We start from the raw sequence: 22,350 nt of genomic DNA, 5'->3' as shown, positions 1-22,350 counted from the left end.
AATTAGGCCTCCTGATCCAAACCGATAGTAATCACCGCATCGCTATCAAAGCGGTAAGGCGGGATTTCCAGGTTGATGGGAGCAGGCACGCCTTTGTATACACGGCCAGCCAAGTCGAACTTGGAACCGTGACAAGGACAGAAGAAGCCGCCTTTCCAATCAGCACCACCCAGATCGGCTGCGCCAACCTCGGGACGATACATTGGAGCGCAACCCAAATGAGTACACAAACCCAGCAATACCAAGAACTCAGGCTTGATTGAACGAACCTCATTATCGGCGTAAGGCGGCTGAACCGACTCAGTCGAATTTGGATCGCGCAACAGGCCGTCGATGGTCGGCAGGTCGTCGAGGACTTCCTGGGTACGACGCACGACATAAACCGGCTTACCACGCCACTCTACGGTGACCATTTGGCCCGGCTCAAGCTTGCTTAGATTATATTTAACCGGCGCACCAGCAGCTTTCGCTCTGGCACTCGGATTCCAGGACCCAACAAAAGGAACAGCAACACCCACTGCCCCGGCACCACCTACAACGCAGGTAGCAGCGGTTAAGAAGCGGCGACGCCCTTCGTTCACTCCGCCATTGCTCATGACGATCTTCTCCCATTCCAGTACTGCAGGCAGTAACTGATTGAATTACAAAGGTTTACGGTTGATTCTTTGATTATGGTGTGATTTTAAAAATTGACACATGGTATAGAAATTGCGGGAAACTGACAAGGATAACCGCCTGTTTTTCAAGGCTTTAACCTGGCTTTTAAAGAATCTGATGACTTATATCATGCCCCGCCCGATACGGGCAGCAAATCCTCCGCAACAACTGCACAATAGTTATGCAGCACCCGCCATCGCACCCTAAGCATAGATGCAATTTGGAAAATTTCAGGCAAAAAAATACCCAGACCACAACAGCCTGGGTATTTTGAACGCCAGTTCGGCCAGCGATTAACGCTTGGAGAACTGTGGCTTCTTACGTGCTTTACGCAGACCAACCTTCTTACGCTCAACCTCACGAGAATCGCGAGTAACGTAGCCGGCTTCACGCAGAGTCGGGCGCAGACCTTCGTCATAAGCCATCAACGCACGAGTCAAACCGTGACGAATCGCACCAGCCTGACCGAAGCTACCACCACCTTTAACGGTAACAGTAACGTCGAAAGCTTCAACGTTATCGGTAGCTTCCAGAGGCTGACGCACGATCATGCGAGCCACTTCACGACCGAAGTAATCTTCGATGGAACGACCATTGATGGAGATTTTACCAGTGCCCTGGGCAATAAAAACACGAGCAGTGGAAGTTTTGCGACGGCCAGTGCCGTAGTATTGAGTAGCTGCCATTGTCTTTATTCCTTATACGTCCAGTTCTTTTGGTTGCTGTGCAGCATGTGGATGCTCGGCACCAGCGTACACTTTCAGCTTGCTGAACATAGCGCGGCCCAGAGGACCTTTTGGCAGCATGCCCTTAACAGCGCTCTGGATAGTGCGCTCAGGAGCTTTCTCGATCAGCTTTTCGAAGCTGATCGACTTCAGACCACCCGGGTAACCGGTGTGGCTGTGATAGATCTTGTTCTTAGCCTTGTTACCAGTAACGTGTACCTTCTCAGCGTTAATCACAACGATGTAATCACCGGTGTCAACGTGTGGAGTGTACTCAGGCTTGTTTTTACCGCGCAGGCGGTCGGCAATCGCCACGGCCATGCGGCCCAGGGTCTTACCTTCAGCGTCGATCACGTACCAGTCGCGCTGGACGGTTTCGGGCTTGGCATTGTAAGTCTTCATGTTGTATCTGCCTTTTAGGGTTAAGGTTTGTAACGCCTGTTTGCAAAGGGCAAACCGGTGAGCCACAAAAATGGAGCGCGGATTCTATAGCGGGACTGAACAAAAAGCAAGCACCTTTTAAGGCCGGGAATTGCCTCAAGAGAGCGAGCTGGAAGCCAACAGGGGCTATGGCTTATGGGGCAAAGCCAGGTAATCGTGACTCTGCATCTCCAGCAGACGGCTCACCGTACGATCAAACTCAAAGCTCAAGCGACCACCGGCGTAAATTTTCTCCAGAGGCACCTCACAAGAGATAATCAACTTCACACTACGATCATAGAACTCATCGACCAGATTAATGAAGCGCCGGGCCTGATCATCGGTATCGCGACCCAGCTGAGGCACATCGGACAACAAGACCGCGTGGTACTCCTTAGCCAGCTCGATATAGTCATTCTGGGAGCGCGGCCCATCGCAGAGCGCCATAAAATCAAACCAGACCACATCTTCAGACTCAAAGCGAGCCATGATTTCTCGACCCTCGATCTCCAATGGTACATTGGCCCGCGCCTCTTCCAGATCTGGCGCCAAACCCTCGAAGCTGCGCTGCAAACTGATGTCAGCCTCTTCATCAAGGGGGTGATGGAATAACTCGGCCTGCTCCAGCGCCCGCAGGCGATAATCCACCCCACCATCGACATTTACCACCAGAGTGTGCTCATTGAGCATGGCAATGGCGGGTAAAAATCGTGCCCGCTGCAAACCGTCTTTATACAAGCCATCCGGCACAATATTTGACGTTGCGACCAAGGTGACGCCACGGGAAAACAGGCCCTGCATCAAATTACCGAGAATCATGGCATCGGTAATATCTGACACAAAAAATTCATCAAAACAAATCACCCTGGCCTCTTTCGCCAAACGGGTGGCAACAATATCGAGGGGATTCTTTTCACCCGGCAGCGTCTTCAGCTCTTGATGCACACGGCGCATAAATCGGTGAAAATGCACGCGCATTTTGTGTTCAAAGGGCAGGGATTCGTAGAAGTTGTCCATCAGGTAGGTTTTGCCGCGACCGACACCACCCCAGAAATACAGGCCACGCTCGGGCTTTTTCGACGATCCCTTGCGACCCAGCAAGCGAGACAGAAAACCGGGACTGGACTCCTCAGCCGACGTGGCCGTCAGACGGTCATACAAATCCTGCAAATGATCAACCGCCATCGCCTGGGCCGGATCATGACGAAAATCTTCTCGCTGCAAGTCACGCTGATAGCGTTCGATTGGACTACTCATAAACATTTATCCAGAGGGCGATAGCAAAACCGCGCCACTTTACCCAGCCGCCCTCCGAGAAGCAAGAGTGAGCAATGCCAGCAAAGTCCAAATCCACACAGCGGTCATTTATCCTATATAATAGAAGTTAGGATCTGCCGATACTAATTTGAAAGCATCTATTGAAAACAAATTGGCGTCTGCAGGCCCTGGCTAGGCGGAACATAAGCCGCCTGCTGTTGATGTATGTTAAGGAGATCATCTGTGACCGAGTTCGACCTGAGCCACCTGATTATTGTTGCCGTCGGCATGCTACTGGCCGGCGGTATTATAGGCCTCGCTATTGGCCGTAGCACCAGCCCTCAAAGCAAAGCAACTGAAACCCTGAAAGAAGAGCTGGAGCAACTGAAAGAAGAACAACGCGACTATCAGCACGAAGTGGCCGAACACTTCGCCGAAACCGCTGATCTGGTCAACAACATGAACCAGAGCTACAAGGCCGTGCATGAGCACCTGGCCAACAGCGCACTGAAACTGTCAAACCCGGATATCAGCCGCCAGATTCTGGAAGCTGGTACCAGCCAGCCAGCATTGGAAAGCCAGGCCATGGGCGAGCTTCAGGAACAACCTAAAGACTGGGCGCCGAAAAACCCGGGCGACAAAGGTACTTTGAGTGAAGATTTCGGCCTGGAGAAGCACAACACTGCCAAGCCGGAAGAAAGCGAAGCCAAAGAAGAAGAAAAAGCCTAAATCAATTGGGCCACGGGGGAAGGCAACGTTGAAAAGACTGCTGGATTTTGTTGGCCTACCGGTTTTTGCAGGTGTGATCATTGCGGTGGCCCTGCTGCTTCTGTTTCCCCAACTGCGGCAGCCCGGCTTTTTACAAAGCGACCCGCAAACCTCCGAGCAACAAGGTCCGGTGTCCTATTCCCGCGCCGTTCGAATTGCCGCTCCCGGCGTGGTCAACATCAGCACCACCCAGAAACGCAATTTTCAAAATCACCCACTGCTGAACAACCCGCTGTTTCAACAATACAGCGACATTAACAGCAACAACCCGCTGGGATCGGGCGTTGTAGCAAGCAGCGATGGCTACATTCTCACCAACTACCACGTTATCGACAATGCCAATGAAATACTGGTGCAGTTCTCCGACGGCAGCATCGAGTTTGCCGACCTGATTGGCACGGACCCTAAAAGTGATCTGGCGGTATTAAAAGTACCCCGCGAAAACCTGACGCCTTTACACGCCCGCCGCTCAGAAGAAATGCAGATTGGCGATGTGGTACTTGCCATTGGCAACCCCTGGGGCGTTGGCCAAACGGTCAGCCAGGGCATTATCAGTGCAACCGACCGGGGCCTTCAGCAATTCAGCCCCTACACCTACTTTTTCCAAACCGATGCCGCGGTGAACCCGGGCAATTCTGGCGGTGCCTTGATAGACGCTTATGGCAATCTGGTTGGTATCAGCACCGCGATTTTAAACAATCGCGAAGCCACCGGCATCAGCTTTGCCATCCCAGCGGATTATGCCATGCAGGCACTGGAAGACATTGTCGAGTACGGCTACGTGGTTCGCGGCTGGCTCGGATTTTCTGCGGATCTGGTTTCTCCTGATGCCGTCAAAGCGTTCAAGCTGCAACACAATGAAGGCATTATTGTCACTCAGGTCTCGCCAAACAGCCCCGCCGAGCAAGCAGGCCTACTCACTTATGATTTCATCACCGGCATTAACGACATCCCTCTATCGGTGAACAACACCAACTTGAACCAGTATATTAATCGCCTCCGTCCCGGCACCCAAATCAATATCGATTTTATTCGCAATGGTCGAGCCATGAGCACCATCTTGACCGTCGGTTTGCGTCGCCCTGATGAGGAATAGGCATGTCCCATTTTCATCGCGGACACGGTTGGATTGAAGAACTGCCATCAGACGTTCAGAATAAAATTCGACAGCGCATGGAAACACGCGAGCTGAAAAACGGCGAGCAGCTGTATCAACCCGGCGATCAAGCCCGAGCCTTATATCAAGTTGAAAGCGGACTCATCGTATTAAAACGCAGTAACAAAGAAGGTGAAGAATACCTGGCCACTTTTCACGGCCCTGGCGAGTGCTTCGGTGAAATTCCATTATTAGCCAAAGAAGCCAAACGAGGTTTTACCGCCCTGGCTCGCGGAAAAACCGTCGTTCACCGTTTAAATCAAAACGATTTCAATGAACTGAGCCAACAGCACCCTGAAATTTTTCTGCAACTCACCCAAAAGCTCTGCGCCATTATTACCATCCTGCTCGATCAGGTGGAATCACTGTCAAAAGCCAGCTTAAAACAACGTTTGGCGAATTTGATTGTCGACGCAGCCGAGCGCCACGGCAAAGAAGAACAGGATGGCATCAGCATAAACATTCCCCTGTCCCAAACGGACATCGGGAACATGCTGGGAGCAACTCGACAGAGTGTACAAAGAGAATTAAAACCCTGGCGGGATCAAGGCTGGATCGGGCGCAGCAGCGGACGCATTTTAATTCATCAACTCGATGCAATTCGCAAACTGGCCTGATACCCGTTCAAAGAATCCCGCAAGCAGAATACCCTAACCACGCTGCGCACAGACCGGACAGTCAGGTTTTGCTGGCAAACGCAAGTTTTGCCAGGTAAACAGGCGAGCATCGAAGCGCTGCATCTCTCCCACATTCACCGGGCCATCAATCAACCATCGCAACGCCATGGTCGCCTGCAGACTGCCAATCACACCCAGCAGAGGTGACAACACCCCCTCTTCCGAACAACTTCGCCCCTCATCTCCATCATCATCGTATAAACAGGCGTAACAGGGCGCACCGTTTCGAGCGGGCTCAAAGCCAATTAATTGCCCGTCCATGCCAATGGCCGCCGCTGAAAGCCAGGGTGTAGAAGAGGCAACGCAAGCGTAATTAATCGCAAAACGGGAAGAAAAACGATCGGTGCAATCCAATACCAGATCAACCGATTCAAAACAGGATTCCAATTCTGCCGGTGAAAGTTTTTTCGCAATGACCTGCACATTCACATCCGTATTGAGCGCAGCAATTCTTTCAGCAGCCGACTCAACTTTGGCGCGACCGATGCTGTTATTTGTGTGAATAATCTGACGTTGCAAGTTGCTGAGTTCAACCGCATCGAAATCGATCAAAGTCAACTTACCGACACCTGCCGCAGCAAGATACATGGCCGCCGGAGAACCGAGACCACCCAAGCCCACAATGGCCACATGAGAAGTCAACAAGGTTTGCTGCCCGGAAACATCGATTTCCGGCAAAAGGATATGTCGGCTGTAACGCAATAACTGTTCGTCTTTCATGGGCATTCACTTCCGAAGATTGACGATATTAAATCAGAAAGTCCAAACTCAGGGCCAACGACCAAAACTGATCCGCTCATGGCCAGCCAAATCTTCTCGACTGCCGACCGATTCAAAGCCTCGCGCAATCAATACTCGGCGAACTTCAGCAGCCTGTTGGTAGCCGTGCTCCAACATCAAGTAGCCGTTTGCGTGCAAATACTGTGGCGCCCCTTGAATAATCGACTCCAAATCCGCCATACCATTATCATCGGCAACCAATGCAGACTGCGGCTCGAAGCGCACATCGCCACGCTGCAAATGCGGGTCATGCTCATCGATGTAAGGTGGGTTACTGACGATCAACTGAAAGCGCCTTGCTTCACCAATTTCATCAAACCAGCTGCTCTGAATAAACTCAGCATTGGTAATACGATTGGCATTGCGATTGTGCTCCGCCAAAGCAACGGCCTCCGGGCTTTTGTCTACCCCCAATACCTTGCTGTCAGACCATTCACTGGCCAAAGCCAAAGCAATCGCACCCGTACCGGTTCCAAGGTCTAATACATTTTCGACACCTTTCGGAAAGCGGGATAAGGCTTCTTCAACGAGCGTTTCGGTATCCGGCCGCGGAATCAGTGTGCTGTTATTGACGGCCAGCTGCAAATCCCAAAAGTCTCGTCGACCAATGATGTGTGCAATCGGCTCGCCATTAAGGCGGCGCCCCAGCAAAGATTGGAAATCGGAAACCACCTCTTCACTCAGCTGCTTTTCCGGCCAGGTGAAGAGATAGCTGCGCTCGCACTGCAGGCTATGACATAACAACAGCTCCGCATCCAACTGAATTGTGTCGCTTTGGGTTTCGCGGAGCGCTTCACGAGCACTTTGTAAAAGATTGGCGATACTGATCACCGGCAATGCCCTGTTTGTTTATTCCGCCAGAGCCGCCAACTGATCGGCTTGATACTCATTAACCAAAGGCTGGACAACGTCGTCCAATCGCCCTTCCATGACCTCGGCCAATTTGTACAAAGTCAGGTTGATACGGTGATCCGTAACACGGCCTTGCGGATAGTTATAGGTGCGAATGCGTTCTGAACGATCACCACTGCCCACCAGATTGCGACGCTCATCGGCGATTTCCTGAGCCGCCCTTTCCGCCTGGGCATTGTTCAGGCGCGCCGCCAGCAGAGACATGGCTCGGGCCTTGTTTTTATGCTGTGAACGTTCGTCCTGACATTCCACAACAACACCGGTAGGAATGTGAGTAATACGAATCGCCGAGTCGGTTTTGTTCACGTGCTGACCGCCTGCGCCCGAAGCTCGGAACGTATCGATACGCAAATCGGCTTTGTTAATATTCACCTCTTCGGTTTCATCGGCCTCAGGCATTACCGCTACGGTACAAGCGGATGTGTGTACCCGACCTTGAGATTCGGTTTCCGGAACACGCTGAACACGGTGAGCCCCGGATTCAAACTTCAACTGGGAATAAACACCCTGACCAGAAATTCTCGTAATCACTTCTTTATAGCCGCCGTGGTCGCCATCGCTCTGACTCATAATTTCAACGCGCCAACCGCGCGTTTCGGCGTACTTGCTGTACATACGAAATAGGTCGCCGGAAAAAATAGCTGCTTCGTCACCACCAGTTCCCGCACGAATTTCCAGGAACACATTTTTGTCGTCATTCGGATCTTTCGGCAGCAATAATTTTTGCAACTCAAGCTCCATGGGCTCCAATTGTGATTCCGCTTCTTTCAATTCTTCCTGAGCCATCTCACGCATATCTGCGTCGCCATCCTTCAATAGCATTTTGGCTTCTTCAATATCGTCAAGAATTGTGGTGTAGCTGTCATAGCATTTCACAACCGGTTCAATTTCCGCGTACTCTTTTGACAGCTCACGAAAGCGATTCTGATCGGCAATCACTTCACCATCACTCAGCAATGCACCAACTTCCTCGTATCGGTCTTGCAGGTGATCCAATTTATCTAAAATAGACTGTTTCATAATGTCGCTAAACTCTCAGGGTATTCTGTCGGCGCAACTAAATAGATGATCCGCGCCCGTCGCCACAATGCCAGACAGCTAATGTGGCTTGGATGGTTCCTTGGACAAATCGATACCCAGCAACTCCTGGGAAATATCAATCACCTCAGCTCGGCCGTCGGCACTGGCCTGTTTGAGTTTTGTCGTTGGAGAATGAATTAGTTTGTTTGTTAATGCCCGTGCCAACTGAGTCATCGTCTGAGCAGCATCCGCGCCAGATTCCAGTGCACGCAGGGCTTTTTCCAACTCCTTATCGCGCAAATGTTCTGCTTGTTGGCGATAGGCCTTAATGGTTGAAACCGCTTGCAGAGCCCTCATTTCCGCCTGATATTGCGCCACACCTTCAGCGACAATGAGTTCGGCTTTTTTAGCGGCTTCTTCACGGGACTTGCGACTCTCATCAATAACCGCACGTAAATCATCAACGGTATAAAGATAAACATCATCCAGTTCATCAACCTGGGTTTCAATATCACGCGGCACCGCAATATCTACCATAAACATGGGTTTGTGTTTGCGTTTTTTCAAGGCCGCTTCAACAGCACCCTTCCCCAACAGGGGCAACTGACTGGCCGTTGATGAAATCACAATATCCGCACGCGGCAATTGCTCAGGAATGTCCGACAGCAAAATCGCCTCGCCATTCAGTTCATTCGTCAACAACTGGGCTCGCTCCAGAGTTCGGTTCGCCACGATAAGATGCTTTATGCCATTGTTGTGTAAATGCCGGGCAACCAACTCAATCGTTTCACCAGCGCCAATCAACAAGGCGGTATCTTCTTTTAAATCGGAAAAAATCTGTTGGGCAAGGCTGACGGCGGCAAAAGCAACTGACACCGGATTGGCGCCGATTTCGGTTTCACTGCGCACTCGTTTGGCAACGTTGAATATCTGCTGAAAACCATAATGCAAACCTCGCCCCACGGTACCGGCATCGGTGGCATCGGAATACGCACTTTTCATCTGCCCGAGAATCTGAGGCTCACCAAGAACCAGAGAATCCAGACCGGCAGCCACTTTCATCATATGCTCGATGGCTTCGGCATCGCTCAAGGCGTAGTGATAGGGCTCCAGAGCATTACAGGCCAGGCCATGGAAATCACCCAGCCACTGCAACACATCGGCGCTGCGAACCTCACCCCAGGTATACAATTCAGTACGATTACAAGTCGATAGAACCGCCGCTTCCTCAATGGCCAGAGCATCACACATGGCTTGCAGAGCTTCGGCAACTCGATTCGGAGCAAAAGCCACACGCTCGCGAATATCCACGGGCGCGGTATTGTGATTAATGCCTAGAGCAAGCAGCATGTTGACCTTAACAACGGGGAATTATTGGCTAAAACAGCCCGCTATTGTCCCTTAAAGCCAGCCGCAAGGCTACCGCGAGATAAACCGCTACTAATATAAGCCTTAAGAAGTAATCCCGATTAGTGCTCCGAGGCACTATGTTGCTATAGTAGAGCAATAACTGTCACAAGCCCCTGTCATCAGACCCCGGGGCCGAACACGAGCGTAAGTAGTGAGAACACAATATAGCCTTATTGCCGGCTTAATCAGCCTCGGCCTTGCCGCCTGTAGCCAGCAACCTCAGCCTGAGCCGGCGCCCGTCGTAGAAAAAATTGAAGAAAAGCCCGCTGAACCGATTCCCGAGCGCCCCTTCGCTCAGGACACCCTGTACTCGCTGTTAGTCGCGGAATTTGCCGGTCGACGCGGCAATACCGATATTGCTCTGGACAACTATCTGGAACAGGCCCAGCAAACCCGCGATACCGGCCTGGCCATGCACAGCACCAAAATCGCACGCCAACTGCGCAAACCCCGGGCTGCCCTCGAAGCTGCCATGCTGTGGAGCGAGCTTGATTCCGAAAGCGAAGAAGCCCTCTTTATCGTCACCACCGAATTAATTAATGCCAAGCGTTTTGTTGAAGCACTGGAATACTCCCGTAAGCTGGAACTGCGTGGCAATCAGGCCCTGCATCTGACCATTGCCAGTCAGGCCAGTAACAGCCAAAACGCCAATATCGGCATCATGGCCGAGCTCATTCACTCCTGGCTTCAGGACGATGAAGAAAACACGGAGCTGCTCACCGCGCTGGCCATTTTGCTTCAACAAAAGGCGCCGGACCAATCCCTGGATCTTGCCCAGCGTGCACTTGAAAAAGATCCGAGTTACACCAGCGCCGCCATTGTTGAGGTCAAAGCTCTACAACGTCTGAATCGCAGCCTGGAGGCCAAAACTCGTCTGGAAGCGCTGCTGGCTGAACAGCCCGACAACAAACGGCTGCGCGTGCAATATGCCCGATTGATGGCCAACATCGACTTGGCCTCCGCAGAAGGTGAATTTGCTGCCCTGTATCGCGACTACCCAAAAGACACCGAGCTGCAACTGGCCTATGCACTGGTGCTCTACGAACTGGGTAAAATCGATGCCGCCGAAGAACAGTTCAGCCTGCTTTTGGACAAAGAACAAAGCTATTCCATGGCGAACTATTATCTGGGTCGCATTGCAATGAATCGCCAGCAACCCCACGTTGCCATGGGCTACTTCGACGAAGTACGCGCGGGCGACCCAAACTACCTCCCAGCCTGGGTATTTCGCAGCGACATTTTAGTTGAACAGGGGCAAAGCGAAGAAGCCATTGCCCTGCTGCAACGTTCAGCCAAACAGTTTCCCAAACTGGCCCAACGTTTTTTACTGGTCACCGTGGAAGCGTTTAATAAATACGGTCAGAGCGATATGTCCATTGCGCTGTTGAATGACGCCCTGGAACAAGACCCTTCAAACCGTCACCTGCTCTATGGCCGCGCCATGAGTTTTGAAAAGCAGGACCGCCTTGTAGATATGGAAGCGGATCTGCGAGCTATTCTGGAAAACAAACCCGATGATGCCAGTGTGCTCAATGCCTTGGGCTACACTCTCGCCACCCGCAGTGACCGCACGGAAGAAGCGTTCGAGTTAATTAACCGCGCTTTCCAACTGAATCCGAACGACCCGGCAATTATCGACAGCATGGGCTGGATCGAATACCTGCGCGGCAATCTGGAACCGGCCCTGGGCCATTTGCGCCGGGCCATGAAAGCTTACCCGGACCATGAAATTGCCGCCCACCTTGGTGAAGTCCTCTGGCAGATGGGACGCCGGGAAGAAGCTCAAACTGTATGGCAGGAAGGCTTCAAGCTGAACCCCGGCAGTGCGATATTGCAGGAAGTCATGCAACGCTTGAATGTGCACTCGGCTGAAGGCCAATCGGAGTAAGACATGCGAATGCCCTATCTCCGATTCTGGCTGCTCAGTGCCAGCCTGTTCCTGACAGCCTGTAGCAACATCAACCAACAGAGCCCCCCCGAATCAGCCTCAGGCACGCATCATTCATTGGATTCTCCGGAACAACGCGCTCGCCTGGAACAACTGGCCAAACAAACCAACTGGCGACTTCGTGGAAAAATCGGATTACGCAGTCCGCAAAAGAATGGCTCCGGGTTTATCGACTGGCAGCAGAAAAACGATCAATTTCGCCTTCAAGTCAGCGGCCCTCTCGGGCAAGGCAGCACTACAATCACTGGCAACAAACAAGCTCTGCAGGTGCAAGGTGCCAATGAGCAGTCGGCGCAAGACCCCAACCTGCAAGCCGAGCGCGCCCTGGGCTGGCCACTGCCCCAACAGGAAATGCCCTATTGGGTGAGAGGCCTGGCAGCACCGGACACCCCCCATCAAGCCAAGTGGTCAGATGGCCTGTTGCAACAACTTGAGCAGAATGGCTGGCATATCGAATATCAGCGCTACAGCCGACATCGCACACCACTGCCGGAAAAAATCAAACTGCGGCGGGACGACATTCAAATCACCCTCGTGGTGAAACGCTGGCAATGAAGCAGGACCAAAGATTGGATACTCGAGACTGGGACCTACAGCTGCCCGCCCCCGCCAAACTGAATTTGTTTTTGCACATTTTGGGGCGACGCCCCGATGGCTATCACGAGCTACAAACCCTGTTTCAGCTTTTGGATCACGGTGACCAGCTGAACTTTCGTCAACGTCTGGACGGGACCATCCATCTGGCGCCTGAGTTTCCAGACATACCCCTGGAAAGCAACCTGGTTTATCGAGCCGCCCGAATGTTGCAGGATGCCAGCGGATGCCAGCACGGTGCCGACATTTATTTGCACAAACATCTGCCTGCCGGGGGCGGTATTGGCGGCGGCAGCAGCGACGCCGCCACCACCCTGGTTGGACTCAATCATCTGTGGCAAACCGGCCTGAGTAAAGCCGAGTTATGCGAGCTGGGTTTGCAGCTTGGCGCCGACGTACCCGTCTTTATTAATGGCCAAAGCGCTTGGGCCGAAGGTGTCGGTGAACAATTGCAAGCCATTGAATTAGAAGAGAAATGGTATCTGGTATTGGCGCCAAACTGCCACGTTTCAACTGCTGAAATTTTTTCAAATAAAAGTTTGACAAGAGACAGTTCCGCCATTACAGTAGCGGCCTTTCTTGAGCAGGGTGGTCAAAATGACTGCCAGCAACTGGTCAGCTCACTCTATCCAGAGGTCGCTGAAACGCTGAATTGGCTAAGTCAATTTGCACCAGCTAGAATGACAGGAACCGGCGCTTGCGTCTTCGCCAGCTTCGCTGATAGAACAGCCGCTGAAGCGATATTCAAGCAGAAACCTGAACACCTCGATGGCTTCATTGCCCGGGGCATTCAGGAATCACCCATCCTGGCATTACTCTAAGATGCTCAACACCTTTACTGGGGTGTAGCCAAGCGGTAAGGCAGCGGGTTTTGATCCCGTCATGCGAAGGTTCGAATCCTTCCACCCCAGCCATCTTTTATCTCCCGATAAACGCTCAAATATCCAGCAATTTCCTCTTTAATCACCCCGAAAAACAGGGTAGAATGCGCGCCCCTGAATTTGCCCAATAGACATAGCAGGGCAAACTAACCGTGAACACCAACGCTAAGGAAATACCGTGGCCGATTTAATGGTTTTTACCGGGAACGCTAACCCGGAATTAGCAAAGAAAATTGTCTCTCGTCTGGGCATTCCCCTGGGTGACGCTACAGTCAGTCAGTTTTCCGATGGCGAAGTTGCGGTGGAAATCAACGAAAACGTACGTGGGCGTGATGTTTTCGTCGTGCAATCAACCTGTGCACCGACCAACGACAACCTGATGGAGCTGATCGTTATGGTGGATGCTCTGCGTCGTGCCTCGGCCGGCCGCATCACGGCAGTAGTACCTTATTTTGGCTACGCTCGCCAGGATCGTCGAGTACGCTCCTCCCGAGTGCCTATCAGCGCCAAAGTGGTTGCCGACATGATGGTTGGTGTAGGTGTTGATCGCGTTTTGACGGTTGACTTGCATGCCGAACAGATCCAGGGCTTTTTTGATGTACCGGTGGATAACGTTTACGCCTCCCCGGTATTGCTGGACGACATCAACCGCCAGAAATACGAGAATCTGGTCGTGGTTTCTCCAGATATTGGCGGTGTTGTGCGCGCCCGAGCTGTGGCCAAACAGCTGGACGTCGACCTGGCCATTATCGATAAACGTCGCCCGAGCGCCAATGTAGCCGAGGTGATGAACCTGATTGGTGAAGTCGATGGCCGCACCTGTTTGCTGGTTGACGATATGGTCGATACCGCCGGCACCCTGTGCAATGCCGCAGCAGCTCTGAAAGAGCAAGGCGCCACCAAGGTAGTGGCCTACTGTACCCACCCGGTACTGTCAGGTAATGCACTGAAGAATTTGAGCAATTCTATTCTGGATGAGATGGTCGTTGCCGACTCCATTCCATTGAATAGCGAAATTGAAAAGCTGGGCACCGTTCGCCAGCTAACCTTGTCAGGCATGCTGGCTGAAGCCATGCGCCGCCTGGCCAATGAAGAGTCTTTGAGTGCGATGTTCCGTTAGGAACATCCTTCTCAAGCAACACCTCAGCATCCGCTGAGTATTTTAACCCCACTGTGATTCTGGTCGCGGAGAACAGTGGAAGACAGATGAGGAAAAATCATGTCTAACGATTTTAAATTGAATGCACAAGCCCGTGACGTGCAGGGAAAAGGTGCGAGCCGCCGCCTGCGTCGTCTGGAAAACAAAGTTCCTGCTATCGTTTACGGTGGCAAGAAGAAGCCTGCTAACATCACCATTGCTCACAATGAGCTGATCAAGCAGCTGGAAAACGAAGCGTTTTACTCTCACATCATCGAGCTGGACATCGATGGCAAGACCGAGAACGTAATTCTGAAAGATCTGCAGCGTCACCCTGCGAAAGCTCTGGTCATGCACGCCGACTTCCTGCGCGTTTCCAAAACCAAGAAGCTGAAAACTACTGTACCTCTGCACTTCGTTAACGAAGAAGCTTGTGAAGCTGTTAAGCTGCAAGGCTGCACCGTTGCTCACAGCATGACCGAGCTGGAAATCACTTGTTTGCCAGCCAACCTGCCTGAGTTCATTGAAGTTGATTTCGATGGTGTTGAAGCCGGTGCGGTAATCCACATTTCTGACCTGAAACTGCCGAAAGGTGTTGAGTCCGTAGCCCTGAGCCACGGTGCTGATCACGATCTGACAGTTGCTGTTGTGAACAAGCCTAAGGCGAGCGCAGCAGACGCAGAAGAAGGTGATGCCTCTGAGGAAGAAGCTGCCGAGTAATCGACAACTTTCTCTCTCTTCGAAAAGCCGGCATTTGCCGGCTTTTTTATTGCCTGCAAAATTGCCTTCACCGTCAATCCGCAAACGACACAGTGTAAACAACTGTGATCCAGATGAAGATTCTTATAGACTGCGCTTTTCACCGAACCGAGCCCACGGACTATGCTGAGACCGTTAATACTGTGTTGTTGCTTCATGAGCGCCCTTGCTCAGGCTGACACCCGCAAAGACGTAAACAAAATCCTCGATTTGTTCCATCAATATGCCGCCGAAGCAAACGGCGACGCCTATTTTGATCTGATGAGCGACGACATGGTTTATTTGGGCACCGACGCCACAGAACGCTGGAGTAAGTCGGACTTCAAATCGTATGCCCTGCCCTATTTTAATAAAGGACGCGGATGGCTCTATACCGCCCAGGAGCGCCATATTATTTTGAGCGCCGACGGCAAACTGGCTTGGTTTGATGAACTGCTTAACAATGAAAAATACGGACTGGTGCGTGGCTCAGGCGTATTGAGCCTGAGCAAAGATGGCTGGCGTCTGCGACAATACAACCTCGCCTTCCCTATACCTAATGCACTGGCCGGAGAGTTTACCGCCAAAATGAAACAACACAGCCACACACCATGAAACGCTTCACTTTTTATCTGGCAGTGCTCGCCAGTGCAGCTGGTGTCATCATTGCCCTGGCCGCACTGTTGGGGCTATTGCAAAGCGGGCAACGTGAAACCACCGTATTTCTCAGCGCCATGTTTGCCCTGAGCAATGCCGCCATCGCCTACTCCATTCACATGGTGAATCAGGGTAAGGACATTGGCCACAAAACCTACCCGGCAAGCCTGGTTTCCTTGCTGCTGGTGATTTTGATGATTTACCGCTGGTGGTCTTTCTGACTCAGGACACCCAAACCTGACACTAGACCACCACATGAGGAAAACTATGAACAACCCCATTCGCCTGATTGTCGGCCTGTGCAACCCCGGCAGCGAATACGAAGGCACTCGTCACAACGCTGGCGCAGACTTTGTCGACGAATTACTCCGCCAGTATGGCGGCCAGTTCAGTGCCGAGAGCAAATTTTACGGCGAAGCCGCACGCATCAGCATCAACGGCAAAGATGTTCGCCTTCTGAAGCCAACTACGTTTATGAATCGCAGTGGGCAGTCCGTAAGCGCCCTCGCCAAGTTCTTTAAAATTGCCCCGGAAGAAATTCTGGTGGCCCATGACGAACTGGATATGGACCCGGGTGTCGCCCGCTTGAAAATCGGTGGCGGCCACGGTGGTCATAACGGCCTGCGAGATATCATCAAGGCCCTAGGCAATAACAATAACTTTGCCCGCCTGCGTCTCGGCATCGGCCACCCCGGCAATGCAAGGGAAGTGGCCAATTATGTTCTTAAGCGCCCTTCCGGAAGCGACCGACAAGCCATAGACGATGCCATCTATGACGCCAGCAAAGTTTTGCCTCAGGCGGCCCAGGGACAGTGGAACGAGGCCATGAAAGAGCTGCACAGCAAGAAATAACACTTGCGGGCAGCTCGCCCCTATCTTTTACCGACCACACTTTATCCTGCCCAGCGCTCAGCTGAACTGAACGACTCACCATTCCCGCGACAATTCACCCTTCACAACTGAGCGCCATGGTGCATTATTCGTCTATTTAAAGGTTCCACAAATAAAGGCCCCAGAAGCGGAGATAAATATGAAACCACTCGCCCTCGTAACTTGCGTGTCGGCACTAGCCTTATTTGGCTGCAACGAGCAAGCTACCGAAACAACGGTTCAGAAAGACGATCAAAAAGCAGCAGCCCCTACGGCACAGCAAGCCAAGGCATTCCTGGAAAAAGCCAATGAAGAATTGGGCAAATCCCTGGAAGACTATGCCCGCGCCTCCTGGATCGCCGCCACCTACATCAATGACGACTCCCAGTATCTGGAAGCCAAAGCCGCCGCCGAATTCAGCTTGCTGAGCGTAAAGCTGGCCAAAGAAGCCGCCAGCTACGACAAGGTTGAACTGGACGAATCCAGCCGCCGCCAATTGGACGCCCTGAAACTCACGCTGAGCTTCCCTGCACCTAACGACCCAGCACAAGCCAAGCGCCTGGCTGAAATCGGCTCAAAAATGCAGGGCATGTACGGCAAAGGTAAATACTGTAACGACGAGCGTTGCTACAACCTGGGTGAAATGAGCGCCGTATTCGCCAACAGTCGCGATCCGGAACTATTGAAAGAGCTTTGGGCTGGCTGGCGTGAAGTGTCTCCGCCAATGCGCCCCCTGTATCAGGAACAGGTCAGCATCGCCAACAAAGGTGCTCAGGATCTGGGCTTTGATAACCTGAGTGTATTATGGCGTTCCAACTACGACATGGACCCCGATGCGTTTGCGGCTGATGCCGATGCACAATGGGAAAAAGTTAAGCCTCTCTACGACTCCCTGCAATGCCATGTTCGCACCAAGCTGAACGAACACTATGGCGACGATGTGGTTCCTGCCGACGGCAAAATCCCTGCGCACTTGTTGGGTAATATGTGGGCCCAGACCTGGGGCAATGTCTACGAGCTTGTTAAGCCTGAAGGCGTTGAGCAAAGCTATGACTTGACTGAGCTGATTGAAAAATCCGGCATGAGTGAAATGGACATGGTAAAAACCGGTGAAGCGTTCTTCAGCTCACTGGGCTTTGAAGAATTACCGGAAACGTTCTGGGAACGCTCACAGTTTACCAAGCCTCGTGATCGCGACGTTGTGTGTCACGCCAGTGCCTGGGATGTCGATAACGTTGACGACCTGCGCATTAAAATGTGCATCCAGAAAAACGGTGAAGACTTCCAGACCATTCACCACGAATTGGGCCACAACTATTATCAACGCGCCTACAACAAGCAACCGATTCTGTTCCGTGGCAGCGCCAACGATGGTTTCCACGAAGCTCTGGGTGACGTGGTCAGTTTGTCCATTACACCAAGCTATCTGGTTCAAATCGGCCTGCTCGATAAAGAACCGCCTGCCTCTGAAGATCTCGGCTTCCTGATGCAGCAAGCGCTGGACAAAATTGCCTTCCTGCCTTTCGGACTGCTGGTCGACAAATGGCGCTGGCAAGTATTTAACGGCGACCTGAAGCCATCAGATTACAACAAAGGCTGGTGGGAACTGCGCGAAAAATATCAGGGTATTACGCCTCCGGTCGCTCGTAGCGAAGCGGATTTTGATCCCGGTGCCAAATACCACGTACCAGGCAATACACCTTACACTCGCTATTTCCTGGCCTTCATCCAACAGTTCCAGTTCCATCGTGCACTGTGTGAAAAAGCGGGCTATCAAGGCCCACTGCATCGCTGCTCCGTGTACAACAACAAAGACGTAGGTAACAGCCTGCAAGCTATGATGGAAATGGGTTCCAGTCGTCCATGGCAGGATGCAATGGAAGCGATTACCGGTCAGCGCGAGCTGGATGCCTCCGCCATTATCGATTACTTCGCTCCATTGAAAGTGTGGCTGGACGAGCAAAACAAAGGTCGCCAGTGCGGTTGGTAATTCACCGGATCGATACACATTGCTGATCTGTTTTATATATATCCGCAATCAAAAAGGCCGGAGCCCCAAAAGCTCCGGCCTTTTTCTTATCGATCCCAATAAGGTGTTCCAGAAAAACGGGCGACAAAAAAATCGATAAAGGCTCTGACCTTGGGCGCCAGTAAACGGGAACTGGGGTACACCGCCCAAATGGCCGTTTGGGAATTGAGTGGATAATCCTGCATTACAGGCAGCAGCTCACCTCGCTTCAAATGCTCATACACGCTCCAGGTCGAGTTAATCGTAAGTCCTAAACCATTTACGCAGGCATCCCGAACAGCCTCACCATTATCGGTTCGAAAACTGCCTCGGGCTTTCACAGAAACATCATTTTTTTCGCCGTGAAATTTCCACGTTTCCAGTCCCATTAATGTGATGCATTGGTGCTTCTCCAAGTCGTTGGGATGTTTCGGCTCGCCATACTTTTTTAGGTAAGCCGGCGAGGCGCACAGAATGCGCTTGTCCGCCGCCAGCTTTCTCGCATTCATGGTTGAGTCTTTCAATTCTGAATTTCGAATGGCCACATCAAAGCCACCTTCCACCAAGTCCACAATGGTATCGGACAACTTCAGATCGATTTTCAATTCCGGGTAAAGCGCCAACAATTCATCCATGGCCGGCAATAAATGCATACGTCCAAAGGACGCCGGCGCCGCCACTCGCAAGGTGCCACCGGGATTAACGTTGCCAACCCCCACCGACGCGCGAGCACTGTCTACACTGGCCAACACATCTTCCGCATGGGGTAAAAAGGCAATGCCATCTTCGGTCAGGGACACTTTACGGGTGGTGCGATGAATCAAACGTACCCCCAAGACCTGCTCCAATTTACTGATATGGGCGCTGGCCACCGCCGGCGACAAACCCAGCTCCAAACCGGCCTGACTGATGTTCCGGGTAGAAGCGATGCGGACGAATAAGCGCAGATGTTCGACATTCATAATTATCAACAAAATAAATAAAGTGATTACACATTATTAAACATTATCAATAAAAACAACAAACCATATACTGCACTCATCAATACTTAAGGAGCCCCACCCATGAAAGCGATGACGATTCAACAATTTGGTGATGAAAACGTTTTTGAGCTTAACGACGTCAACAAACCCGAATTAAAACCCGGCCATGTACTGGTCAAGATCGCGGCCAGCAGCGTAAACACTGTAGACACCATGATCCGCTCCATGGGCGATGAATTACCCATTGCCCCACCACTGCCAGCGATTCTGGGCATGGACTTCGCTGGTACTGTGGAAGCCATTGGCGAAGGTGTTGAAGGTTTTTCTGCGGGTGATGAAGTTTATGGCTGCGCGGGTGGCTTGGCGGATCTGCCAGGCGCCCTGGCCGAATACATTGTCGCTGATGCACGATTGATGGCTCATAAAGCGAACAACCTCAGTATGCGCGAGGCTGCCGCTCTGCCATTGGTTGGCATCACCGCTTACGAAGGCTTGTTGCGAGCGGGTATTAAGGCGCAGCAAAAGGTTCTGGTACATGGCGGTTCAGGAGGCGTTGGCCACATTGCCTTGCAACTGGCCAAACATTTTGGTGCCGAGGTTTACTCCACGGGTGGCGGAGAGCAGCAGCTGGCTTTGATCGAAGAGCTGGGTGCCACCGGCATTAACTACAAAACCGAATCTGTTGAAGACTATGTGGCCAAATACAGTTCCGGTGAGGGTTTCGATCTGATCTTTGATTCTGTCGGCGGCCCCAATATGCTGAACTCATTTTCGGCGGCGGCGTTGAATGGCCAAATCGCAACGACGGTTGCCATGACCGAACTGGACCTCAGTGAGGCACACTTTAAAGGTTTGTCCCTTCATGTGATCTTTATGCTGATTCCGATGTTGCACAACCAGTATCGCGAGCAACACCACCACATCTTGCGCGAACTGACGAACATTGCCGAAGCCGGTGCTCTGCGCCCCATTGTCGATGAACAATCGTTTTCGCTAAGCGAAGCCGGCAGCGCTCACGCTCGCCTGGCAAGTGGCGCAGCCATGGGAAAAGTAGTTATCGATATATAAGGACATGACTATGACAAAGAACATTCTTATCACAGGCGCCACTGATGGCATCGGATTGGAGGCCGCAAAGCTGTTTGCGGCTCAGGGCCACCGGATTCTTCTCCACGGCCGAAGCCCGGAAAAAATTGCCGCCGCTGAAAGCATTCTGCGAACTATCAATAAAGAGGTATCCATTTCCAACTACCAGGCGGACCTGTCTCGCCCGGAAGAAACCAAACACCTTGCTGAACGCATCAAGAACGATCAGCAGCAGCTGGATGTTCTCGTAAATAATGCCGGGGTTTTTAAAACGCCCCAAGCCATTACCGCCGAAGGCCTTGATACCCGCTTTGTGGTAAATGTTATTGCGCCTTATTATCTGACACTGGAATTGCAACCCTTGCTGGGAAGCTCTGGCCGGGTAGTTAATCTTTCCTCGGCCGCCCAGGCCAAAGTAAATACCCAGGCGCTGCTGGGGAAAAGCCAAATCGATGACATGGCCGCTTACGCTCAAAGTAAATTGGCGATACGCATGTGGACTCATCACCTGGCAAGAACTTCAAGCGAAGAATCCGCCAAGCTGCTGGCACTCAACCCCGGCTCATTACTGGCCAGCAAAATGGTTAAGGAAGGCTTTGGTGTTCAAGGTCACGATATGGCCATCGGCGCAAAAGCAATTGCACGCATCGCATTGGAAGAAGACGCCCAACGTCATAATGGGGAATATTTTGATAATGATATCGGCGAGTATTCAGATATGCCTGCGGAATACTCAAACGCTGAGGCATCGGGCAAGCTGCTGGATGCCATCGAAGAGGTATTGAGAAGATTTTATTGAGGCAACGGTTCACTCAGTAAGGGCTCGAGTACTGAAGGACACACTTCTCGTTCAGTGTTCGAGCCTCATGACATTCCGAGATACGCCCCCAAAAACTCCGACACTTCCTGCTCACAACAGGCAAGCTCTACACAGACGCCAGCGGCCTCTAACATCGCAAGCCCCTTGCCATTATTGCGGGGGTCCGGGTCAATCATTGCAACGAAAACCTTTCGAATACCTGAATCAATTAACGCCTGGGCACAAGCCCCGGTGCGACCGACAAAAGAACAGGGCTCAAGAGTGACATAGGCCACGACTTCGGACTTATCACCGGGAAACGCGTTTAAGGCCTCAACCTCCGCATGATTTCCACCAATCGCCTGAGTGTATCCTTCCGAAACAATTTCACCATTTTTCACCAATACACACGCAACGGGGGGATTCGGGCAACAAGCGGGCAAGGCTTTGCGAGAAAGTGCGAGCGCGCGGAGCATAAAGTGACGATGTGTATCCGTATCCGACATGAAACACCTAGTTCAGATAGGCAATGATTCGATCGGTATTGAATCCCTTGATCACTTTGCCATTAACCAATACCAGAGGAACACCACGCCCACCAAGCGCTTTAAATTGATCATAGCCCTCGCTGGAGGTTTCCACATCGTATTCAAAATAAGGGATGTTATTTTTCTTCAGGAATTCGCGAGTCTTTGCACAGTAACCACACCAACTGGTGGCATAGAGAATCACCTTCTCCTGATGCATAGCAGCATATTCGGGGGCCGGGCTGTGAAAACTGAAAATTTCATCTCTGAATTGGTAGAGAAGCACCAAAACCACAACAATCAAGAGCTTTTTCAAGTTGGAAACCTGTATCAACTGAA

General features: G+C 51.8%; 25 protein-coding genes and 1 tRNA gene. 15 read left to right on the top strand and 11 right to left on the bottom strand.

Going from position 1 to position 22,350, the window contains the following annotated elements:
* Positions 1-2: 2 nt before the first annotated feature.
* The 4 genes from petA to zapE all read right to left on the bottom strand — a co-directional run bounded on the left by petA (position 3) and on the right by zapE (position 3,059).
* Positions 3-596, bottom strand: a complete 594-nt coding sequence (gene petA / locus G8768_RS05415; RefSeq protein WP_166850175.1) for a ubiquinol-cytochrome c reductase iron-sulfur subunit — start codon at positions 594-596, stop codon at positions 3-5.
* A 354-nt stretch (positions 597-950) separates the two neighbouring features.
* On the bottom strand, positions 951-1,343 hold the full coding sequence (rpsI, locus tag G8768_RS05410) for a 30S ribosomal protein S9 (protein ID WP_166850177.1): 393 nt from the start codon (positions 1,341-1,343) through the stop codon (positions 951-953).
* 12 nt (positions 1,344-1,355) lie between these two features.
* Complete coding sequence (rplM, locus tag G8768_RS05405; RefSeq protein ID WP_166850178.1) at positions 1,356-1,784, bottom strand: 50S ribosomal protein L13; 429 nt, start codon at positions 1,782-1,784, stop codon at positions 1,356-1,358.
* Positions 1,785-1,949: 165 nt separating this feature from the next.
* Entirely contained in the window at positions 1,950-3,059 is a 1,110-nt protein-coding gene (gene zapE, locus G8768_RS05400; RefSeq protein WP_166850179.1) for a cell division protein ZapE, read from the bottom strand.
* Between the two features lie 243 nt (positions 3,060-3,302).
* Here zapE and G8768_RS05395 point away from each other — a divergent pair, with 243 nt between their 5' ends.
* Genes G8768_RS05395 through G8768_RS05385 form a run of 3 tightly spaced genes read left to right on the top strand, consistent with a single transcriptional unit; the run spans position 3,303 to position 5,600 of the window.
* Positions 3,303-3,788: a ZapG family protein gene (locus G8768_RS05395; protein WP_166850181.1), complete on the top strand. Its 486-nt coding sequence runs from the start codon at positions 3,303-3,305 to the stop codon at positions 3,786-3,788.
* 28 nt (positions 3,789-3,816) lie between these two features.
* Positions 3,817-4,923, top strand: a complete 1,107-nt coding sequence (locus tag G8768_RS05390) for a S1C family serine protease (protein WP_166850183.1) — start codon at positions 3,817-3,819, stop codon at positions 4,921-4,923.
* A gap of 2 nt (positions 4,924-4,925) precedes the next feature.
* Positions 4,926-5,600 (top strand): Crp/Fnr family transcriptional regulator, encoded by a 675-nt coding sequence (locus G8768_RS05385; RefSeq protein WP_166850185.1) that lies wholly within the window; start codon positions 4,926-4,928, stop codon positions 5,598-5,600.
* 33 nt (positions 5,601-5,633) lie between these two features.
* Here G8768_RS05385 and G8768_RS05380 read toward each other — a convergent pair whose 3' ends face one another.
* From G8768_RS05380 to hemA, 4 genes are all read right to left on the bottom strand, one after another.
* Positions 5,634-6,380 (bottom strand): HesA/MoeB/ThiF family protein, encoded by a 747-nt coding sequence (locus G8768_RS05380; RefSeq protein WP_166850187.1) that lies wholly within the window; start codon positions 6,378-6,380, stop codon positions 5,634-5,636.
* 48 nt (positions 6,381-6,428) lie between these two features.
* Positions 6,429-7,271 carry a peptide chain release factor N(5)-glutamine methyltransferase gene (gene prmC / locus G8768_RS05375; RefSeq protein WP_341800974.1) on the bottom strand — a complete coding sequence of 281 codons (843 nt, stop codon included), beginning with the start codon at positions 7,269-7,271 and terminating at the stop codon, positions 6,429-6,431.
* Between the two features lie 18 nt (positions 7,272-7,289).
* Positions 7,290-8,372, bottom strand: coding sequence for a peptide chain release factor 1 (gene prfA, locus G8768_RS05370; protein WP_166850193.1), 1,083 nt, complete (start codon positions 8,370-8,372; stop codon positions 7,290-7,292).
* Between the two features lie 78 nt (positions 8,373-8,450).
* On the bottom strand, positions 8,451-9,722 hold the full coding sequence (hemA, locus tag G8768_RS05365; RefSeq protein ID WP_166850196.1) for a glutamyl-tRNA reductase: 1,272 nt from the start codon (positions 9,720-9,722) through the stop codon (positions 8,451-8,453).
* 211 nt (positions 9,723-9,933) lie between these two features.
* On the opposite strand from hemA, the gene G8768_RS21250 reads away from it, so the two are divergent.
* The 10 genes from G8768_RS21250 (at position 9,934) to G8768_RS05315 (ending at position 18,598) form a co-directional block, all read left to right on the top strand.
* Positions 9,934-11,670 carry a tetratricopeptide repeat protein gene (locus G8768_RS21250; protein WP_166850199.1) on the top strand — a complete coding sequence of 579 codons (1,737 nt, stop codon included), beginning with the start codon at positions 9,934-9,936 and terminating at the stop codon, positions 11,668-11,670.
* 9 nt (positions 11,671-11,679) lie between these two features.
* Positions 11,680-12,285 carry a lipoprotein insertase outer membrane protein LolB gene (lolB, locus tag G8768_RS05355; protein ID WP_166850202.1) on the top strand — a complete coding sequence of 202 codons (606 nt, stop codon included), beginning with the start codon at positions 11,680-11,682 and terminating at the stop codon, positions 12,283-12,285.
* Positions 12,282-13,145 carry a 4-(cytidine 5'-diphospho)-2-C-methyl-D-erythritol kinase gene (gene ispE / locus G8768_RS05350; RefSeq protein WP_166850205.1) on the top strand — a complete coding sequence of 288 codons (864 nt, stop codon included), beginning with the start codon at positions 12,282-12,284 and terminating at the stop codon, positions 13,143-13,145. The genes lolB and ispE overlap by 4 nt, the downstream gene beginning before the upstream one ends.
* Positions 13,146-13,163: 18 nt before the next feature.
* Positions 13,164-13,238 (top strand) — tRNA-Gln (locus tag G8768_RS05345).
* 157 nt (positions 13,239-13,395) lie between these two features.
* Positions 13,396-14,325, top strand: a complete 930-nt coding sequence (locus G8768_RS05340) for a ribose-phosphate pyrophosphokinase (protein WP_166853374.1) — start codon at positions 13,396-13,398, stop codon at positions 14,323-14,325.
* A 99-nt stretch (positions 14,326-14,424) separates the two neighbouring features.
* Positions 14,425-15,063 (top strand): 50S ribosomal protein L25/general stress protein Ctc, encoded by a 639-nt coding sequence (locus G8768_RS05335; protein ID WP_184679352.1) that lies wholly within the window; start codon positions 14,425-14,427, stop codon positions 15,061-15,063.
* A 195-nt stretch (positions 15,064-15,258) separates the two neighbouring features.
* The gene (locus tag G8768_RS05330) at positions 15,259-15,696 is read left to right on the top strand and encodes a nuclear transport factor 2 family protein (protein ID WP_208020073.1); all 438 of its coding nucleotides are present in this window, start codon (positions 15,259-15,261) and stop codon (positions 15,694-15,696) included.
* Complete coding sequence (locus tag G8768_RS05325; RefSeq protein ID WP_166850211.1) at positions 15,693-15,959, top strand: hypothetical protein; 267 nt, start codon at positions 15,693-15,695, stop codon at positions 15,957-15,959. The genes G8768_RS05330 and G8768_RS05325 overlap by 4 nt, the downstream gene beginning before the upstream one ends.
* 46 nt (positions 15,960-16,005) lie before the next feature.
* Positions 16,006-16,590, top strand: a complete 585-nt coding sequence (pth, locus tag G8768_RS05320; RefSeq protein WP_166850214.1) for an aminoacyl-tRNA hydrolase — start codon at positions 16,006-16,008, stop codon at positions 16,588-16,590.
* A 178-nt stretch (positions 16,591-16,768) separates the two neighbouring features.
* On the top strand, positions 16,769-18,598 hold the full coding sequence (locus G8768_RS05315; protein WP_166850217.1) for a M2 family metallopeptidase: 1,830 nt from the start codon (positions 16,769-16,771) through the stop codon (positions 18,596-18,598).
* Between the two features lie 86 nt (positions 18,599-18,684).
* On the opposite strand, the gene G8768_RS05310 is transcribed toward G8768_RS05315, so the two are convergent.
* The gene (locus tag G8768_RS05310; protein WP_166850220.1) at positions 18,685-19,578 is read right to left on the bottom strand and encodes a LysR family transcriptional regulator; all 894 of its coding nucleotides are present in this window, start codon (positions 19,576-19,578) and stop codon (positions 18,685-18,687) included.
* A gap of 102 nt (positions 19,579-19,680) precedes the next feature.
* On the opposite strand from G8768_RS05310, the gene G8768_RS05305 reads away from it, so the two are divergent.
* Together G8768_RS05305 and G8768_RS05300 are read left to right on the top strand one after the other, a co-directional pair.
* Positions 19,681-20,667, top strand: a complete 987-nt coding sequence (locus G8768_RS05305) for a zinc-dependent alcohol dehydrogenase family protein (RefSeq protein ID WP_166850223.1) — start codon at positions 19,681-19,683, stop codon at positions 20,665-20,667.
* A gap of 10 nt (positions 20,668-20,677) precedes the next feature.
* Positions 20,678-21,484, top strand: coding sequence for an SDR family NAD(P)-dependent oxidoreductase (locus G8768_RS05300; protein ID WP_166850226.1), 807 nt, complete (start codon positions 20,678-20,680; stop codon positions 21,482-21,484).
* 65 nt (positions 21,485-21,549) lie between these two features.
* On the opposite strand, the gene G8768_RS05295 is transcribed toward G8768_RS05300, so the two are convergent.
* Positions 21,550-21,990: a bifunctional diaminohydroxyphosphoribosylaminopyrimidine deaminase/5-amino-6-(5-phosphoribosylamino)uracil reductase RibD gene (locus G8768_RS05295; protein WP_166850230.1), complete on the bottom strand. Its 441-nt coding sequence runs from the start codon at positions 21,988-21,990 to the stop codon at positions 21,550-21,552.
* A gap of 7 nt (positions 21,991-21,997) precedes the next feature.
* On the bottom strand, positions 21,998-22,327 hold the full coding sequence (locus G8768_RS05290; RefSeq protein ID WP_166850233.1) for a glutaredoxin family protein: 330 nt from the start codon (positions 22,325-22,327) through the stop codon (positions 21,998-22,000).
* Positions 22,328-22,350 lie beyond the last annotated feature (23 nt).

This window comes from Pseudoteredinibacter isoporae, from assembly GCF_011602085.1.
Taxonomy (GTDB): Bacteria; Pseudomonadota; Gammaproteobacteria; order Pseudomonadales; family Cellvibrionaceae; genus Pseudoteredinibacter; species Pseudoteredinibacter isoporae.
The sequence above is the reverse complement of the archived record's forward strand: the minus strand, read 5'-3'. Positions and strand labels throughout refer to the sequence as shown.

What these genes read in the sequence shown, in the direction of transcription:
- petA (WP_166850175.1), bottom strand. Translation starts at nt 596, where the DNA reads ATGAGCAATGGCGGAGTGAACGAAGGGCGTCGCCGCTTCTTAACCGCT.
- rpsI (WP_166850177.1), bottom strand. Translation starts at nt 1,343, where the DNA reads ATGGCAGCTACTCAATACTACGGCACTGGCCGTCGCAAAACTTCCACT.
- rplM (WP_166850178.1), bottom strand. Translation starts at nt 1,784, where the DNA reads ATGAAGACTTACAATGCCAAGCCCGAAACCGTCCAGCGCGACTGGTAC.
- zapE (WP_166850179.1), bottom strand. Translation starts at nt 3,059, where the DNA reads ATGAGTAGTCCAATCGAACGCTATCAGCGTGACTTGCAGCGAGAAGAT.
- G8768_RS05385 (WP_166850185.1), top strand. Translation starts at nt 4,926, where the DNA reads ATGTCCCATTTTCATCGCGGACACGGTTGGATTGAAGAACTGCCATCA.
- G8768_RS05380 (WP_166850187.1), bottom strand. Translation starts at nt 6,380, where the DNA reads ATGAAAGACGAACAGTTATTGCGTTACAGCCGACATATCCTTTTGCCG.
- prfA (WP_166850193.1), bottom strand. Translation starts at nt 8,372, where the DNA reads ATGAAACAGTCTATTTTAGATAAATTGGATCACCTGCAAGACCGATAC.
- hemA (WP_166850196.1), bottom strand. Translation starts at nt 9,722, where the DNA reads ATGCTGCTTGCTCTAGGCATTAATCACAATACCGCGCCCGTGGATATT.
- lolB (WP_166850202.1), top strand. Translation starts at nt 11,680, where the DNA reads ATGCCCTATCTCCGATTCTGGCTGCTCAGTGCCAGCCTGTTCCTGACA.
- ispE (WP_166850205.1), top strand. Translation starts at nt 12,282, where the DNA reads ATGAAGCAGGACCAAAGATTGGATACTCGAGACTGGGACCTACAGCTG.
- G8768_RS05340 (WP_166853374.1), top strand. Translation starts at nt 13,396, where the DNA reads ATGGTTTTTACCGGGAACGCTAACCCGGAATTAGCAAAGAAAATTGTC.
- G8768_RS05335 (WP_184679352.1), top strand. Translation starts at nt 14,425, where the DNA reads ATGTCTAACGATTTTAAATTGAATGCACAAGCCCGTGACGTGCAGGGA.
- G8768_RS05330 (WP_208020073.1), top strand. Translation starts at nt 15,259, where the DNA reads ATGAGCGCCCTTGCTCAGGCTGACACCCGCAAAGACGTAAACAAAATC.
- G8768_RS05325 (WP_166850211.1), top strand. Translation starts at nt 15,693, where the DNA reads ATGAAACGCTTCACTTTTTATCTGGCAGTGCTCGCCAGTGCAGCTGGT.
- pth (WP_166850214.1), top strand. Translation starts at nt 16,006, where the DNA reads ATGAACAACCCCATTCGCCTGATTGTCGGCCTGTGCAACCCCGGCAGC.
- G8768_RS05315 (WP_166850217.1), top strand. Translation starts at nt 16,769, where the DNA reads ATGAAACCACTCGCCCTCGTAACTTGCGTGTCGGCACTAGCCTTATTT.
- G8768_RS05310 (WP_166850220.1), bottom strand. Translation starts at nt 19,578, where the DNA reads ATGAATGTCGAACATCTGCGCTTATTCGTCCGCATCGCTTCTACCCGG.
- G8768_RS05305 (WP_166850223.1), top strand. Translation starts at nt 19,681, where the DNA reads ATGAAAGCGATGACGATTCAACAATTTGGTGATGAAAACGTTTTTGAG.
- G8768_RS05300 (WP_166850226.1), top strand. Translation starts at nt 20,678, where the DNA reads ATGACAAAGAACATTCTTATCACAGGCGCCACTGATGGCATCGGATTG.
- G8768_RS05295 (WP_166850230.1), bottom strand. Translation starts at nt 21,990, where the DNA reads ATGTCGGATACGGATACACATCGTCACTTTATGCTCCGCGCGCTCGCA.